General features: G+C 64.8%; 16 protein-coding genes. 6 read left to right on the top strand and 10 right to left on the bottom strand.

The window, feature by feature from the left end; translation table 11 throughout:
• Positions 1-10: 10 nt before the first annotated feature.
• From rsmA to lptF, 6 genes are all read right to left on the bottom strand, one after another.
• On the bottom strand, positions 11-868 hold the full coding sequence (rsmA, locus tag CVM73_RS23375) for a 16S rRNA (adenine(1518)-N(6)/adenine(1519)-N(6))-dimethyltransferase RsmA (RefSeq protein WP_100234211.1): 858 nt from the start codon (positions 866-868) through the stop codon (positions 11-13).
• Positions 868-1,905, bottom strand: a complete 1,038-nt coding sequence (gene pdxA, locus CVM73_RS23370; protein ID WP_100234210.1) for a 4-hydroxythreonine-4-phosphate dehydrogenase PdxA — start codon at positions 1,903-1,905, stop codon at positions 868-870. The genes rsmA and pdxA overlap by 1 nt, the downstream gene beginning before the upstream one ends.
• Positions 1,905-2,840, bottom strand: a complete 936-nt coding sequence (locus CVM73_RS23365; RefSeq protein WP_100234209.1) for a peptidylprolyl isomerase — start codon at positions 2,838-2,840, stop codon at positions 1,905-1,907. Before CVM73_RS23365 ends, pdxA begins: the two co-directional genes overlap by 1 nt.
• A 62-nt stretch (positions 2,841-2,902) precedes the next feature.
• Positions 2,903-5,350 carry an LPS-assembly protein LptD gene (locus CVM73_RS23360; RefSeq protein ID WP_430641317.1) on the bottom strand — a complete coding sequence of 816 codons (2,448 nt, stop codon included), beginning with the start codon at positions 5,348-5,350 and terminating at the stop codon, positions 2,903-2,905.
• A 44-nt stretch (positions 5,351-5,394) separates the two neighbouring features.
• Positions 5,395-6,492: an LPS export ABC transporter permease LptG gene (lptG, locus tag CVM73_RS23355; RefSeq protein ID WP_100234207.1), complete on the bottom strand. Its 1,098-nt coding sequence runs from the start codon at positions 6,490-6,492 to the stop codon at positions 5,395-5,397.
• The gene (lptF, locus tag CVM73_RS23350) at positions 6,489-7,658 is read right to left on the bottom strand and encodes an LPS export ABC transporter permease LptF (protein ID WP_100234206.1); all 1,170 of its coding nucleotides are present in this window, start codon (positions 7,656-7,658) and stop codon (positions 6,489-6,491) included. The genes lptG and lptF overlap by 4 nt, the downstream gene beginning before the upstream one ends.
• A gap of 340 nt (positions 7,659-7,998) precedes the next feature.
• Between lptF and CVM73_RS23345 the strand changes: the two genes are divergently transcribed.
• From CVM73_RS23345 to CVM73_RS23335, 3 genes are all read left to right on the top strand, one after another.
• Positions 7,999-9,495 (top strand): leucyl aminopeptidase, encoded by a 1,497-nt coding sequence (locus CVM73_RS23345; protein WP_100234205.1) that lies wholly within the window; start codon positions 7,999-8,001, stop codon positions 9,493-9,495.
• 9 nt (positions 9,496-9,504) lie between these two features.
• Complete coding sequence (locus CVM73_RS23340) at positions 9,505-9,957, top strand: DNA polymerase III subunit chi (protein WP_100234204.1); 453 nt, start codon at positions 9,505-9,507, stop codon at positions 9,955-9,957.
• Between the two features lie 158 nt (positions 9,958-10,115).
• Positions 10,116-10,613, top strand: coding sequence for a hypothetical protein (locus tag CVM73_RS23335; RefSeq protein WP_208639237.1), 498 nt, complete (start codon positions 10,116-10,118; stop codon positions 10,611-10,613).
• Positions 10,614-10,659: 46 nt separating this feature from the next.
• On the opposite strand, the gene CVM73_RS23330 is transcribed toward CVM73_RS23335, so the two are convergent.
• Together CVM73_RS23330 and CVM73_RS23325 are read right to left on the bottom strand one after the other, a co-directional pair.
• Positions 10,660-11,196: a cytochrome b gene (locus CVM73_RS23330; protein WP_100234202.1), complete on the bottom strand. Its 537-nt coding sequence runs from the start codon at positions 11,194-11,196 to the stop codon at positions 10,660-10,662.
• Between the two features lie 29 nt (positions 11,197-11,225).
• A complete protein-coding gene (locus tag CVM73_RS23325) occupies positions 11,226-11,594 on the bottom strand; it encodes an antibiotic biosynthesis monooxygenase family protein (RefSeq protein WP_100234201.1) in 369 nt (122 codons plus the stop codon).
• A gap of 97 nt (positions 11,595-11,691) precedes the next feature.
• Between CVM73_RS23325 and CVM73_RS23320 the strand changes: the two genes are divergently transcribed.
• Positions 11,692-12,159 carry a MarR family winged helix-turn-helix transcriptional regulator gene (locus CVM73_RS23320; RefSeq protein WP_100234200.1) on the top strand — a complete coding sequence of 156 codons (468 nt, stop codon included), beginning with the start codon at positions 11,692-11,694 and terminating at the stop codon, positions 12,157-12,159.
• A gap of 161 nt (positions 12,160-12,320) precedes the next feature.
• Here CVM73_RS23320 and CVM73_RS23315 read toward each other — a convergent pair whose 3' ends face one another.
• Positions 12,321-13,289, bottom strand: a complete 969-nt coding sequence (locus tag CVM73_RS23315) for a hypothetical protein (protein ID WP_100234199.1) — start codon at positions 13,287-13,289, stop codon at positions 12,321-12,323.
• A 143-nt stretch (positions 13,290-13,432) separates the two neighbouring features.
• Positions 13,433-14,353 carry a LysR family transcriptional regulator gene (locus CVM73_RS23310; RefSeq protein WP_100234198.1) on the bottom strand — a complete coding sequence of 307 codons (921 nt, stop codon included), beginning with the start codon at positions 14,351-14,353 and terminating at the stop codon, positions 13,433-13,435.
• Between the two features lie 127 nt (positions 14,354-14,480).
• On the opposite strand from CVM73_RS23310, the gene leuC reads away from it, so the two are divergent.
• Both leuC and leuD read left to right on the top strand, forming a co-directional pair.
• Positions 14,481-15,905 (top strand): 3-isopropylmalate dehydratase large subunit, encoded by a 1,425-nt coding sequence (leuC, locus tag CVM73_RS23305; RefSeq protein WP_100234197.1) that lies wholly within the window; start codon positions 14,481-14,483, stop codon positions 15,903-15,905.
• Positions 15,902-16,510, top strand: coding sequence for a 3-isopropylmalate dehydratase small subunit (gene leuD / locus CVM73_RS23300; protein ID WP_100234196.1), 609 nt, complete (start codon positions 15,902-15,904; stop codon positions 16,508-16,510). The genes leuC and leuD overlap by 4 nt, the downstream gene beginning before the upstream one ends.
• Positions 16,511-16,536 lie beyond the last annotated feature (26 nt).

The raw sequence follows: 16,536 nt of genomic DNA, 5'->3' as shown, positions 1-16,536 counted from the left end.
GAAATTCCGATTATTCAGCTTCCCTGCGTATATCCGCCAATTCACGCGCCATGGCAACAAAGCCGGAAATGGCAATGGTCTCCGCGCGCCGCGTCGCATCGACACCGGCGGCCGCGGCAAGTCGCGCGGGATCGACGCCCAGTGACTTCAGGCTCTGCCGCAGCATCTTGCGGCGCTGGCCGAAGGCGGCGGCCGCGACCTGCTCGAGCAGCTTGCGATCGCAAGGCAGCGGCTCCGCGCGCGGCTTGAGGCGCACGACGGAGGAGGTGACCTTCGGCGGCGGCACGAAGGCGGACGGCGCAATGTCGAACAGGATCTTGGTCTCGCAGCGCCAGTTGGCGAGCACGCCGAGCCGGCCATAGGCCTCCTCGTCCTCGCGCGCGACGATGCGCTCGCCGACCTCGCGCTGGAACATCAGGACCATCATGTCGTACCAGGGCGGCCAGGGCTCGATCGTGAGCCAGTTGATCAGAAGCTGGGTCGCGATGTTGTAGGGCAGGTTGGCGACGATCCTTGCGCGTTCGCCCGAGAGCAGCGGGCGCGGATCGAAGGTCATGGCATCGCCATGCACGATCTCGAGCCTGTCAGGATAGCGCGCCGAAATATCCTGCAAGGCGGGGATTGCGCGCTCGTCATGCTCGATGGCGATGACGCGGCGGGCGCCGAGCGCGAGCAGCGCCCGCGTCAGCCCGCCCGGGCCGGGGCCGATCTCGACGATGGTGGAGTCCTCGAGCGGCGCGGCCGCGCGCGCGATGCGCGCGGTGAGATTGAGATCGAGCAGGAAATTCTGGCCGAGCGATTTCCTGGCCGACAGCGCGTGCTGGCGAATGACCTCGCGCAGCGGCGGGAGGTCGTCGATCGCGCTCATCAGCTTTGCAACGCGGCCATGCGGCCCGCAAGCTCGAGCGCCGCGATCAGGCTCGCCGGATTGGCCTTACCCGTCCCGGCGATGTCGAAGGCGGTGCCGTGATCGGGCGAGGTGCGGATGAAGGGCAGGCCGAGCGTGACGTTGACGGCATCATCGAAGGCGACCGTCTTGATCGGGATCAGCGCCTGGTCGTGATACATGCAGACCGCGCAGTCATAGGTCTGTCGCGCGGCCCCGTGGAACATGGTGTCGGCGGGCAGCGGGCCCCTGGCCTCGATGCCGTCATTGCGCAGCACTTTCAGCGCCGGGGCGATGACGGTCTGCTCCTCGTGGCCGAGCGATCCGTCCTCGCCGGCGTGCGGATTGAGTCCGGAGATCGCGATGCGCGGCTTTGCGATGCCGAAGCGGGACTTCAGCTCGGTGGCGACGATGCGAACGGTCGAGACGATCAGCTCGCTGGTGAGCTGCGTCAGCGCATCGCGCATCGAGACGTGGATGGTCACGGGCACAACGGCGAGCTGTGGCGACCACAGCATCATCACCGGCTGCGGCACGCGGCCGTTCTCTGCGGCAAGCTCGGCGAGGAATTCGGTGTGGCCGGGATGGCGGAAGCCGGCGCGGTAGAGCACGCTCTTGGCGATCGGATTGGTGACGACGGCGCCGGCGCGGCCTGCGCGCACGTCGATGACCGCCTGACGGATCGAGGCGAGCGCGGCCGGCGCACTGGATGCGTCGGGCTTGCCGGGCTCGGCGCTCGCGCGCTCGCCGGTCGCGACCACGGGCAGGGCATCAGTGAAGGCGGAAGCGGCCTCACTGGGGCTCACCGCGGCGATCCTGATGTCGGCGCCGAGCGCCTGGGCGCGGCGCGCGATCAGCGCCTCGTCGCCGAGCAGATAGAAGGCGGGCAGGTTCAGCTCGCGGCGCCTGAGCCAGGCTGCGATGGTGATGTCGGGGCCGATGCCAGCAGGCTCTCCCAGGGTCAGGGCGAGGGGTTTTGCCGGGCGCGCTGCGGAAGGCTCTGAGAGGGGCTTGGCCATCAGCGGTTGCGATATTCGATCATCGCCGCCTTGCGGAGCTCGTCGAGATAGGCCTTCTGGGTCTTCTCGTACTTCTCCTGATACATCTTCTCGCGGACCTCGCGCTTCTTCGGCGTGTCGATCATGGTCGGCTTGCGCGAGCACAGCACCACCATCTCGATGCCCGCCTTGGTCACCTCGGGCGCCGTCAGGTGGCCGATCGGCGTGTCGTCGAGCACCTTGCGCAGCGGCTCGGGCAGTTCCGCGGTGGTCTTGGTGACGCTGTCGCGGATGGTGGCGTTCGGCGTCGAGCGGAACAGCGAGTTGGCTTCCTCGCAGCTTCCGACGCGGGCGCGATAGGTCTCGGCTTCCTTCTTTCGTGTCTCCAGGAACGCCGCCGACGAGCCGCGCGGCACGATCAGCACGATCGGCTGCATCTTGTATTCGGTGCCCTCGATCTGGAGCTTGTCGCCGGTCTGGGCCTGCACGGCCTGCGCGACGTCGCGCTCGCCGACCAGCAGCTTCTCCTTGAAGCGGCCGCGCACGAGGCTGGTCCAGACCATCTCGGCCTTCATGCGGCCCTTCAGCGTCTCCGGGCGGACGCCCTTGGATTCGAGCGACTTGGTGAGCTGATCCGGCGTGATGCGCATGCGCTGCGCCATGCCTTCGTAGGACTGGTTGACGTCGGAGATGCCGGGATCGACGCCGTACTTCTTGCCTTCCTTGAGCTTCACCTTGTCGTCGATCAGCTCGTTGATGACCTCCTGCCGGCTCGGGGTCTTCTGCGTCGTCAGCTGGTCGAGCTTGGAGCGCTGCTCGATGTCGAAATCGGTGATCGGATCGCCATTGACCATGACGGCGATGTTCTGCGCGCGCGACGGCGAGGGCAGGGCAGTCAGCATCAGCCCGGCACCGATGGCGAGAAGGAGACGGAAGACAGGCAATGGGGTCGTCATGATGTCGCTCGCATGTCAGCCGCGTCGTGATGGGGCAAGCGCGGCCGGCACTTCAATCCCGTTCACTGGAGGCCGGCGGAACTGCTGGTCGTCGACGAGGTCGCCAGCGTGCGTAGGCCGATTTGGAACATGAACGCGTGGCTCAACGTGGGCGGTGCGGTGCCCGCGGAATAGCTATACGAAGTTACGTAGTTCGCCGCCAGCACGAAGCAATCGTCGACATAGCCGGCACCGAGCACATACTGGTTGATCTTGTTGGCCTCGAGATCCCAGCGCGCCGAGCCCGACACCACCCAGTTGGTCGCGATCTTGATCGAGCCCGAGGTCAGAATACCCTCGCGGCGCGTCAGATAGCCGAGCTCCGGCTGGGCTGCGTAATTGCCGTATAGCACGGCGACCGACCAGCGATTGAAGTTGGCGCGGCCCTCGGCCTCGAAACGCTGCACGTTCCAGGTCTGCTCGTCCATGCGGGAGCGGACGCTGAACGTGTAGGTGCTGTTGGGCGAGTAGCTGGCGCTCGCGACGTAATCGGAGCGCGGCTTGTCCAGACCGGAATCCAGTCCGGTATTGATGGTGTCCTGGACCGCGAAGGAGTTCAGGCCGAACAGGTGGTAGGACTGGCCGAACAGCACCTTGACCGCGCCGCCGCCCTTGTCGAACTGCGTGGTGGACTGCACGCCGACATTGGCGCGGCCGCCGCCCTCGACGCGGTCGTAGCCGGAGAACTTGTCGACGCTGAACAGGTTCGAGGCGTCGAACACCATGCTCTGGGCGTCCTCGTTCGGCAGCTTGCCGGCATAGGTCTCGTTCGGCCGGATGATGATCTGCGCGATCGGCTCGACGGTGGTCGAGCCCCAGGGCTGAATGTTGATGAAGGGATAGCGGTACTCCAAGCCCACGGTCGGCATCAGGCGGAACGCCTGGGTGTCGCCGACGGGCAGGTAGTTCGACACGCCGGGCTGGTTGGAGACCGAGGAGTTGATCGCGTCGGCGCGCAGGCTCGCGAACGGCGTCCAGATCTGGCCGAACGGATCGGTGAAGGATTTGCGCCACTGCGCTTCCGCCGTGAGGCGCGTGTAGGTGCCCGGGAAGCCGCGCAGCAGGCACTGCGACGGCATACGCGCCAGCGGATCGGCCGACGCCGTGGTGCACAGGCCGTTGGTGTTGGCGACCGTCGTGATCGGATCGAACACCGCCTCGTCACGCGACAGGTTCACGAAGTTGGTCTTGTAGCTGAACTCGCCGCCGAACACGGGATAGTTGAGCACGTTGGAGTAGTCGATCACCGGATAGACGATCGGCACCTGGCTCTGGTTGCCCGAATAGCTCAGCCAGTACATCGTGCGCGCATCGAAGAAGCTGCGGTTGCCGACACCGGTCAGATAGAGCTGCGACAGCGCTTCCGTCGGCAGCAGCAGGAACGAGCCGAGCGGATCACGGTACTGATAGAGCCGGTAGTCCGAGAAGAAATAGTAGTCGGACATCAGGACGCCGTCCCAGCCCCAGACCCATTTGTCGTTCAACGCGAACTGACCCTTGGTGTCGACGGCGCCGCGGAACTGGCGGTCGCCGGGCTGTCCGGCAAATGCTCCGGGATCGAGCTGGTCGATGCCATAAGCCCGGATCTGGTAGGCGCCGTCGATCAGGCGCTGGCGGAATTCGCCCTGCAGCATGACGCCTTGCCGCGTCATGAAGCGGGGGGTGATGGTTGCGTCCATGTCGGGCGCGATCGCCCAATAATAGGGAACCTCGACGCCGAAGCCGGTGTTCGTCGTGCCCGGGAAGTAGCCGGGCATCAGGAAGCCGGACTTGCGCTTCACGGTCGGGTCGGGCGTCGAGAAATAGGGCATGTAGGCGAGCGGCACGCCGAAGAATTCGAGCTGTGCCGTCTCGAAATACAGCATCTTCTCCTGCTGGTCGTGGATGATGCGCGCACCCTTGACCTGCCACAGCGGCGGCTTCTTCGGATCGTCCTTACACGGCGCGCAGGCGGTGTAGACGCCGTTCTCGAACACCGTGTAGTTGCCGCTGGAGCGGTCGGCGCGGCTCGCGGCCATGCGGGTCTGGTCGGCCGTGTCCACGCGCAGCGAATCGACGAAACCGTCGCGGTAATCGTCGGAGAGATCCATGATCTCGGCATAGGTGATCTTGCCGTCGGCATCCGTCATGCGGATGTTGCCTTCGGCATGCAGCCGCTTGGTCTTCTGGTCGTAGATGACCCGGTCGGCCTCGACGCTGGTGCCGTTGTAGAACAGCTGGACGTTACCGACCGCGGAGACGCGCGAATTGTTGTAGTCGTAGTCGACCTCGGTCGCCTGAACCAGCATCTGGTTGTCGTTGGCGGCCTTCGGCGGCTTCGGACGCGGCGGCAGCGGATTGTAGGTGAAGCTCTGGGCCTGGGCCGGCGCCACGGCGGCAGCGTCGATCAACCCGCCGAGCGCGGCAGCCGCGACGACAGCAATCAGGAGCCTGCGGACGGACAAGCCGCACCCGTTCGCGCGCACCAACATGCGCCGCGTCAAACGAGACACGAGCCCTCGGTGGACGGCAGTCACTATCCGTCCTCCTGATAGAGCAAGGCCAAAAAGCCGGTGAGGCCGCCCACCACAACGGGCAACCACGCCGCAGCGATCGGATGCATCAACTCAGCCTTGCTCAAATCCTCAGTTACTTTCGACAGCACGTAGAGCAGAAAGCCTGCGCCCACGCCACTCAAAACCATCTTCTGCACGCCGCCCATCCGGAAGAAGCGCAACGACACGGAGGCCGCGAGCATCACCATGGCTGCGAGCAAAAACGGCTGTGCCAGAAGCTTCTGATACTGGAGTCGGTATCCGGCTGTCGCGAAGCCCGAGCTTTCCGACGAGCGGATGTAGCTCGGTAGTTGCCAAAAGGACACAGTCTCGGGGGTGGAAAAGCTGTTGCGGACCTGCGCTTCGGTCAGCGTGGTCGGAATCTCCAGGCTGGCCTGGTCGATCGGCGGTGCGTCCAGCGAGAAGCGGCGGACGCCCTTGAACAGCCAGCGGCCGGCCTCGAGCGTCGCCTCGCGCGCCTCGACCCGCTCCTTGAAGTGCTGGTCCGCGTCGAACCGGAACAGCGTGAGTCCGGTGAGCCGGATGCCCTGCTGCTCGCTTCGCGCCGCATTGATGATGGTCTGGCCGTCGCTGGTCACCTGATTGAGCCAGAAGCCGGAGGCGTCCTGGATGCCGCCGCCGGGCGCCGAGCCGAACAGCTCGGCTTCCATGCGCTTGGACAACTCGCGCAAATTGGCCGACATCGGATTGTAGGCGATGGTGGCGATCACCCCGATCAAGAGGGCGCTGCCGAGCGCCGGCGAGATGAATTGCCAGGCGGAGATGCCGGCAGCGCGCGCCACCACGAGCTCGAGCCGGCGGGAGAGGGCGAGATAGCAGGTCATGGCGCCGATCAGCATGCAGAACGGCGTCAGCTTCTCCAAAAGCTGCGGCACCCGAAACAGCGAGGTCTCGGCCACCATGATCGCGGAGGCGGACGCGAGCCCCGAGGTCTTGCGCACCATCTCGATGTAGTCGACCAGCACCAGCAGCAGGAAAATGCCGCCGAAGACGCCGAGCGCCGCGACCACGAAGCGGCCGGCGAAATAGCGCCCGAGCGTATTGGTGAGCATGCTCATGCGGTGGCCGGACGTCCGAACAGCCGCGCGATCCGCGCGTTCGACCTGTTGATGGCCTCCATCAGGCCGGGCGGCGGCTCGACCACGACGCCGCCGATGATCATGGCGAGCCCGATGCCGATCGCGCCGACGACCATCGCGTATTGGACCAGCACCGCGCCCGGCGATTTCACCGCCATCACCGAACAGGCGAAGCCGGCCATGCGCAGGCCGAACACCGCGACGATCGAGGAGGCGATCGAGAAATTGCGGCTCTGACGCGTGGTGCGCGGCGCCCCGAGGAACGCGAAGGTCAGCACGGCAAAGGCGAACGGATAGATCGGCGCCAGGATGCCGTCGTGCAGGGCCGAGCGGAACTGGCCGGGAATCTGCTTGTAGACGGGGTCGTTCTCGGACGGCGAGAACAGCTCCCAGAGATAGCGCTCGCGGATGCCGAGGGTGACGTCGCGGCCCTGGTTGGAGAACTTCGACATGTCGAAGCCGTAGCGGCCGAACGCCACCAGCGCCGGATCGCGCTTGCCCGCCTCGAAGCGCTGGAGATTGCCGGTCTCCAGCACCAGGAACGAGCCGGTCTCGTTCTTCACGACCTCGCCGTGCTCGGCGACGATCGAGACGCGCTCGTTCGGATCGCGGCGGTCGTCGATGAAGATGCCGGCGAGGATGCCGCCGGGCAGGCGCTCGCGGATCCGGATCGTCAGATTCCTGTCGAGCTGGGCGAAGCGGCCGGGCTGCAGGATGTTGGTGAGCACGTCGGCGGTGATCTCGGCGTCCCACTGCTTGATTCGCCGCATGCCGTCAGGGGCGAGATAGGCCGCGATGAAGGCGACCAGCAGCGCCACCACGCAGGTGGCGTAGAAGAACGGATAGAACAGCCGGAACGGCGAGAAGCCGGCGGCATTCATCACGATGATCTCGGAATCGGTCGCGAGCTTGTTCAGCGTGTGCGAGATCGCGATCATCAGCGCGATCGGCGAGATGATCAGGACCAGGGCCGGGATCACGAGGCTGGTGATGCCGAGGAAGGTGAGGATGGTCTGACCCTGGCTCGTCATCAGGTCGATGCCGCGCAACGCCTGCGTAATCCAGATCACGCCGGTGAGGCTGACCAGGACCAGCGCAAACGACGCCAGCGTCGTGCGGAAGATATACCTATCGATCGACCCCATGCGCTACCGCACGAATTCCCACCATGTCCCCAATGTCGACCAGAATTCCGGCGGTCCAACCAATCCCCATGAGGGGATCCCCAAGGTCGGCCAACAGCTCTTCCGGTGGTTCATTCTCTCACTACCATCCCTTTGATCCGTCAACAAAATGGCTGCCCCATGGCACCCTCATTATATGGTTAATATTTCGGTCGTTGTGGCCTCGCGGCCACGGCGGCGCTTGGCATCGGGCGGGCCGCTGGCCCATAGTGGGGGAAGCCTCAGTGAATCGTCGTTCAGCTCCGGTTAGTGGCCGGAACTCCCGAACGACGAAAAGCCCCATGTTTTGGAGGAGTTATCCATGTCCGATGCCATCAAGGTCGGCTTTGTCCAATTGTCTGCCGCCCCCCGTGGCATCCTGGTCGTGTTCTGCGACGACGGCCTGAAGCTCGGCCCGGCGACGGCCAAGGCGCTGGGCGGCGCTGTCGACATCGTGAAGCGCGCGGCGGCCGCGGCCGCCTTCAAGGGTAAAAGCGGTGCCGCGCTGGACATTCTGGCGCCGGAGGGCGTGAAGGCGACCCGGCTGATCGTGATCGGCGCCGGCAAGGCGACCGGCCTCAAGGCGAACGATTTCCTCAAATTCGGCGGGGTGGCCGCCAGCAAGCTGCCCGCTGGCACCAGCGCCATGACCATCATGGCGGAGCTGCCCGGTGGCGCCATGACGAGCGAGCAGGCGGTTGCGATCGCCTCGGGCCTGCGGCTGCGCGCTTACAAGTTCGATCGCTACAAGACCAAGAAGAAGGACGGCGAGGAGGTCGGCGCGCGTGCCGACGTCTCGCTCGCGGTCGGCGATGCCGGTGCTGCGAAGAAGGCGTTCGCTTCGGCCGGCCACGTCATCGACGGCGTGGTCATTGCGCGCGACCTCGTCAACGAGCCGCCGAACGTGCTTTTCCCCGAGGAATTCGCGCGCCGTGCAGGCCAGCTCCGCAAGCTCGGCGTCAAGGTCGAGGTGCTCGACGTCAAGGCGATGCAGAAGCTCGGCATGGGCGCGCTGCTCGGCGTCGGCCAGGGCTCGGTGCGGCCGAGCCGCACCGTGATCATGCGCTGGGACGGCGGCAAGAAGGGCGAGGCCCCGGTCGGCTTCATCGGCAAGGGCGTCTGCTTCGACACCGGCGGCATCTCGATCAAGCCAGCCGGCAGCATGGAGGACATGAAGGGCGACATGGGCGGCGCGGCCTGCGTCGTCGGCCTGATGCATGCGCTCGCCGCGCGCAAAGCCAGGGTCAACGTGGTCGGCGCCATCGGCCTCGTCGAGAACATGCCCGACGGCAACGCGCAGCGGCCGGGCGACATCGTCACCTCGATGTCCGGTCAGACCATCGAGATCGTCAATACCGACGCGGAGGGCCGCCTCGTGCTGGCCGACGTGCTCTGGTACGTCGCCAAGAAGGTGAAGCCGAAATTCATGGTGGATCTGGCGACGCTGACCGGCGCGATCATGGTGGCGCTCGGCACCGAGCATGCCGGCATGTTCTCCAACAACGACGAGCTTGCCGACCGGCTGCTCACGGCCGGCGTCGAGAGCGGGGAGAAGGTCTGGCGGATGCCGCTTGGCCCCGAATACGACAAGTTGATCGATTCCCAGTTTGCCGACATGAAGAACACCGGCGGCCGCCATGGCGGCTCGATCACGGCCGCGCAATTCCTGCAGCGCTTCGTCGACGGCACGCCCTGGGCGCATCTCGACATCGCCGGCACCGCGATGGGCGCGCCGAAGACCGACATCAACCAGAGCTGGGGAAGCGGCTATGGCGTCCGCCTGCTCGATCGCCTGGTCTCCGACCACTACGAGCGCTAATGACCTGACATGACGGAAGTGCTGTTCTACCATCTGCAAAACATGACGGTGGAGAATGTGTTGCCATCGCTGCTCGAGAAATCGCTCGAGCGCGGCTGGCGCGTCGTGGTGCAGTCGACCTCGGAGGAACGCGCCGATGCGCTCGACGCGCACTTGTGGACCTATCGCGACGATTCCTTCCTGCCGCACGCGACATGGCGCGTGAACGATGCCGCCGATCAGCCGATCGTGCTGGCGATCGAGGCGGGCAATCTCAACGGGGCCAATGTCCGCTTCCTGATCGACAGTGCCGCGCTGCCGGAGGACGCACCGGGCTACGAGCGCATGGTGCTGCTGTTCAACGGCGATGATCCGGACGCGCTTGCGCTCGCCCGCACGGCCTGGACGGATTGCAAGGCGAAGGGATTTGATGTCACCTATTGGCAGGCCGACGAGCGTGGCCGGTGGCAGAAGCGCAATTAGCCGCAATTAATGATAATTTGCACTTTTCGGGCGATGCTGGCTTCGGCCACCTTCGTGCCGCAAAGGGATGTTGGGACAATCGCTTAGGGCTGGTCCTTCACGCGGGGAATTAGTTTATCGTGCGACATCAAAAGCTTCCCGGCTCGCTCATAGTTGCGTTGGCTGCCGTAGCACCGCTGGTTGCGGGCTGCTCGGGCGGGACTGATCTGCTGGCGTCTGCTAAAGACGCCGAATGGTTCCAGCGGCCCGGCCGCCTCTTCATCAAGAACATCTCGATCGAATCGCCGCCGCTGACCCCGGACAAGCCGGTGGGCGCCGAGGATCTCGTCAGCGCCGATGGCGCCTGTCCGGGCATGACGCCGCCGCCCGGGCCGGCCGACGCCAATGCATCGACGACGGCGCCCGCGCCGACGGGCGGCACGGTCGCGCTCGGCCACACCGAATGCGATGTGGTGCGCGGCATCGGCGCGCCCTCGAACGTCAATCTCTCCAATGATGCCGCCGGCCGCCGCGTCGCAGTCGTCACCTGGACCACCGGCCCGCGTGCCGGCATCTACACCTTCACGTCCGGCCGACTGTCTTCGATCGAAGGCAATCCCGAGCCGCAGGTGATGCCGAAGGCGACCAAGCCGAAGGCGAAGAAGAAGCAGGCGTAGGCGGGACGCCGGCCATGGCATGTCCATGGTGGTCGGCGGCCATCTCTCATCTGCCGAACCACATGCGCCGTAGAAGATGGTCGCGGCGCACGAATTGATGGTAGAGCGCGGCCCCGACATGAAGCGCGACCAGGACGAGCAGAAGCCGCGCTCCGAGGCCGTGCGGCACGCGGGGCGGATACTTCCAGAAGTCGGGCAGGGAGGCGCTGTTTCCGCCAAAGATCATTGGCGCGGCGCCGCTGAGCGCCATCATCCCTATGCCGCTGGCGATCAATCCGATGATGAGCAGGTAGAAGAGGAGGTGCACGGCGCGCGCTGTGCGCTCCTGCCAATACGATGACTCCGCAATCGGATCGGGCCTGCGGTCAACGCTCCACCACCAGCCGATGCGAAGAACCGTCAATGCGAGCACTGCGATGGCGATCGGGATGTGAATCCGCAGTATCGCAGCCTTTGCCGCCGGATCGACGGTGTTACCGGCGCGAAAACCTGTCGCGATGAGAGCGACCATCAATAGAGCGGTCAGCCAATGCATCGCCACGATCATGGCCCCATAGCGCTTGGGGGTGCTCTTCAGTCTCATCGCCGTTGCCTCCTGCAAATGCTGGCGAGCTAGGCGACGCAGATGCCTGGTACCGCGACCTTCTGGAACAGGTGCGGAGAAGCGACGGCGGACGAGGGATAGGCTGAGATCTTCGATCTGAACTCAGGATGCGTGAACGCAGCCCGGAAGTGGGCGGTCGATTCCCAGACGGCGCAGTTCAGATAAGTCGCACTTTCGCCGAGCGCGCGGTGAAGCTGAGTCGAGATGAAGCCGGGCTGGCGCTTCATGAAAGCCGCATCGTTCTGCCAGACCTGCAGAAAGCTTTGCTCGTCGGACTTATCGAGGGTGAAGACATTCACCAGGACGACGGGGCCAGCATCGATGCCGAGCTGACGTTCGATTGGAAAGTTAGGGTCCAGTGGGCGCAGGTGAGACATGAATGCCTCCGTCTAGTTGGTTACATGATGTCAATGTGGTACGATGTCTAGACTGCCAATTTGACATTATCATGTCAATAACGTTCTATGGTGACGTATGCTGAAATCCCCGCGAACGCCGGCCGGCGAGGCCTTGACCAAGCTCGTGCTTGACCTGTTCCGGCTGAACAGCCTGCTCCTGACCACGGGCGATCGCCTGGTCGGCCGGCTCGGGCTCACCAGCGCCCGCTGGCAGATTCTCGGTGCCATCGTGAACGCGGAGCGACCCCAGCCTGTGGCCTGGCTCGCCCGCGACCTCGGCGCCAACCGCCAAAACGTGCAGCGGATCGTCAACGACCTTCACGCCGAGGGCCTCGTTGCGTTCGAGGCCAACCCGCATCACCGCCGGGCGCAGCTCGTGGTGCAGACCGACAAGGGCCGGCGCGCCTTCGATGCCGCCATGGCCTTGCAGGCACCGTGGGTCAACAGCCTTTCGGAAGGGCTTGCGGTCAAGGACCTGCAAACCGTTCACCGCATCGTCGCGGCCCTACGCAAGAAGCTGGAGAGCGAAGCTGAGGAAGCATAGGGCGTAAGCGGGACGACGCAAGCTGCGGGCGGCGCGCCAGCATTTGCACCTTCATGACCAGCCGTGTGTCCTCGGTCGAAGGCAATCCCGAGCCGCAGCCGGTGCCGAGGGCGACCAAGCCGAAGGCGAAGAAGGCGGCGTAAGGCGGACTTGAGAGACGGCTACGGCCGCCCCTTCATTGCATCCTCGAATGACAGGATCTGACCACTCGGTCCCCGGAACGTCGTCTTCTCGGGCCAGACCGTCTCGATCTCACTGAGGAAACGACGGGCGAGCGGTTTCCAGTCCGCGTCTGGCTTTAGCGAATAGATGCTGAGGGTCATGCCCTCATTCGCACGAGGTAAATGTGTGCGAGCTAGCCATGGCTCGTCGCCCACGCTTACGTTGACTCCGGCCTCGTTGCACAGGTCCACGCTGCGCCACATGATGCGTCCATCCCGGGTCTGTTCGTCGCGCCGGATCGACAGTGCTTGCGCTTGGCCAAAGTCAACGAATGTTTGCTCGAGTTTCTTCCAGTCTTCGGGCGGCACCTTCAAGTTTGCGTAAACTTGTGGTCCGACGGACGTGCGCCCATCTCTAAAGAGGTTGTGGCAGGTCCTGTCCCTTACGGCGACGGGCAGGATGAAAACTCCGCACGATAGAAGGGCGGCGGCAGAAACGACAGTCCACGATTGCCGGCTGGATCCGAAAAACCGCATAGCGACCCAAAAGACGAGGCCGCCAACAAGGCCCAACAAGCCTGCCAAGCCCGTGGTTCGGACATATTCAATCCAGCCAAACGGGGGTGGTGCGTCATTGATCAAGGTCGGATTGCCGCCACCGATCATGGACAGGAATGCCAGGACGCCGAACGGCATTGTTCCGACGACGAAGCCTCCGAGAGCGCAAGCTGCAATTCCGACATGCGATCGCCTGCGGCGGACGAAAAGAAAGAGTGGAAGACCGAGCGGCACGGCATGCGCCGCTGCGACAGTATACGTGAACATCGTCAAGTTCAGGGCTTGCGTGACGACGGAGATGTTGATCGGCTCTTCGATCTGCACGCCCAATGGGATGACGAACGCTGCGGTCGCGCCAAACGCTGCAATCAAGGCTGCTGCCAGCAGGTGAAGATGGCACTGAAGTCGCATGTCCAGCCGTCGTCCAGGGGTCGTCGTGGCGATCCCACAACTGACCAACCTAAAGCATGTTGCGGAAAAGTGCGAAGCAGTTTCCGGAGGTCATGCGCCATCAACAGCCCGAAGCGTGATGACGATACAATATCTCGCCATCGTCAGCCCGGACGGCCGCTTCTCTCGATGTGCTGCCAAAACGCTTCGGCGGCCTTCGCCAGGCGAAGCTTCGGCCGGAACACGTGGATCTCGATCGGCACGTACCATTCTGGCCCTCCTGCTGCGACGATCTCGCCGGAGGCGAGCTGATCGCGGATCAAGCTCTCCGGCAGCCACGCCATGCCGCGGCCGTCCTGCACCATCGTCACCAGCAGCTTCGCGAGGTGAGAGGTGAAGGTCGGGCGCAGATGGACGTCGAGCGGCGATGTCGCACGCACGGCTTCGAGGATTCGTCCCATGCCGGATTCAGGACGGAAGCTCAGGAACGGGACTGGCGCGGCTTGCGTGCCGGGCAGCTTGAAACGCGGCTTGCGGCTCCGATTTGACGTCGGCACCGATGCCGGAATCAGCCTGTCATCGCCGACATGCAGCGAGCGGAAATGCGACGGCGCCAGCGCCGTGGCCGCCGCCGGGTGGTAATGGCAGAGCAGGAAATGCGCATCGCCGGCCAGCAATATCCGTTCACAGGCCTCCATGTGATTGGCGACGAGCTGCACGTTCGGAACGAACGATAGCTTGGTCTCGATGCCGCGCAGCCAATCGGGGAAGAAGGTCAGCGACAGCGCGTTGGTCGAGGCGAATTTCAGCACGTCGGACGCGCCGCGGGCCCGCTCCTGAGCGTCGAGCCGGCCGGCGGAGAGCCGGCGCAGGACGTCCTCGGCAGTCTCGCGAAACCCTTCGCCGGCCGGTGTGAGATTGACGCTGTGGGTCGTGCGATCCAGCAGCGGCGCGCCGGTCCAAACCTCGAGCGCCTTGATTCTGCGGCTCAGCGCCGGCTGCGAGCAGTTCCGCTGCTCGGCCGCCCGCGAGAAGCTCCGTGTGGTCGCCACCGCGATGAAATCGTGCAGCCAGTTGATCTCCATCACGCGGCCTCCTGATGTTCCAAACATTGCTTATGCATGGTTTGCATAACGATATCAGAACACGACATTGGATTTCCAGTGTCGCGGCCGGCACGGTGCAGCAAGTCTTCTCTGGGAGGAAAGCGCGATGGCCGCGCGCACGCTGTACGACAAGCTGGTCGATGCCCATGTCGTCCGCAATCTCGATGATAGCGGTCTCGTGCTGCTCTATGTCGACCGCACCGTGCTCAATGAATACACCAGCCCGCAAGCCTTCGCCGGCTTGCGCGCGGCCGGGCGCAAGGTCTGGAATCCGAAGGCCGCGCTGATGGTCGTCGACCACGTCAACCCGACCGCGGCTCAGCGCACCCGCGCGATGCCGGACCGAAGCGCGGCGCGGCAGGTCGACTATTTCGCGGACAATGCCAGGGATTTCGGCATCGAATATTTCGACATCCTCGATCCGCGGCAGGGCATCGAGCATGTCGTCGCACCCGAGCAGGGGCTGGTCATGCCGGGCATGGTGATCGCCGCCGGCGACAGCCACAGCACCGCCTATGGCGCGTTCGGTGCCCTCGGCTACGGCATCGGAACCTCCGACATCGAGCACTATCTCGCGACCTCGACGGTACGCTATCGCCGCCTCAAGACGATGCGCATCCACCTGACGGGGGCGGCGCCGCTCGGCGTGACGCCCAAGGACATCGTGATGGAGGTGATCCGGCGGATCGGTGCCGACGGTGCAACCGGATATGCCGTGGAGTTCAGCGGGCCCGTCGTCTCCGACATGAGCGTCGAGGGCCGGATCGTGATGTCGATCATGATCGTCGAGGCCGGCGCGCGCGGCGTCGTGATGGCGCCGGATCAGAAGGTGCTGGATTATCTCAAGGGCCGCCCTCGCGCGCCAAAGGGGGAGATGTGGGAGCGCGCCGCCACGAGCTGGCTTGCGCTGTCCTCCGATCCCGATGCCAGGTTCGACCGGGAGGTGATGCTCGACGTCTCCGAGGTCGCGCCGCTGGTGACCTGGGGCACCAGTCCCGATCAGGCGATCGCGGTGACGGACATCGTGCCCGATCTGGTGCAACAGGATGGGCACGACCGCAGGACCGCAGCTATGCGCGCCCTGAGCTATATGGGCCTGACGCCTGGCACGCCGATCCAATCCGTTCCGATCGACTTCGCCTTCATCGGCTCCTGCACCAATTCGCGCATCGAGGATCTGCGCGATGCGGCTGCGATCTTCCGGGGGCGCCGGGTTGCCGAGGGCGTGCGGGCGATCGTGGTGCCGGGCTCGACCCAGGTCAGGGCGCAGGCCGAGGCGGAAGGTCTCGCCAAGGTGTTCACCGACGCCGGCGTGGAATGGCGGCAGTCCGGCTGCTCGATGTGCCTTGCGATGAATGACGACGTGCTCAGGCCGGGAGAGCGTTGCGCGTCCTCCACCAACCGCAATTTCGAAGGCCGCCAGGGCCCTGGCGCGCGCACGCATCTGATGAGTCCGGCCATGGTGGCCGCCGCAGCCGTCACCGGACACATCACGGATGTGCGTTCTCTCTTGAGAGGAGCACGCCAATGATTCCGTTTGGTCAGGTCACGGGTGTGGCCGCGCCGATGCTGGCGCCGAACATCGACACCGATGTGATCATGCCGAAAATGTTCCTCAAGGGCGTGGACCGCAGCGGGCTGGGCGAGGGCGCCTTCAACCTGCTGCGCTTCAGCGGCGGCAAGCCCAATCCGGACTTCGTCCTGAATCGGGAAGGCTATCGCAACGCCTGCTTTCTCGTGGTCGGCCCCAACTTCGGCTGCGGGTCGAGCCGTGAGCACGCGGTCTGGGGGCTTCAGCAGTTCGGCATTCGCGCGCTGATCGGCACCAGCTTCGCCGGCATCTTCAACGACAATTGCGCCAACAACGGTCTGCTCACGATTTCGCTCGATCCCGGCGTGGTGGCGGAGCTCGGCGAGATCGTGACCGACAGCTCGCGCAATGACGTCGCGATCGACCTTGCCGCGCAGACGATCCGGTTCGATTGCGGTCGCCGCGCGATCGGATTCGATATCGAGACGGACAGGAAGGAGGCCTTCCTGACGGGCCGCGATTTCATCGCCTCCACGCTCGTCTTTGCCGACGACATACGCGCCTTCGAGGCGCGGCATCGGGCGGAGAACCCCTGGATCGTCTGAACTGCATGAACCTGGCGCGGCTCGAA

Source organism: Bradyrhizobium forestalis (assembly GCF_002795245.1).
In the GTDB taxonomy this organism is placed as follows: Bacteria; Pseudomonadota; Alphaproteobacteria; order Rhizobiales; family Xanthobacteraceae; genus Bradyrhizobium; species Bradyrhizobium forestalis.
The sequence above is the reverse complement of the archived record's forward strand: the minus strand, read 5'-3'. Positions and strand labels throughout refer to the sequence as shown.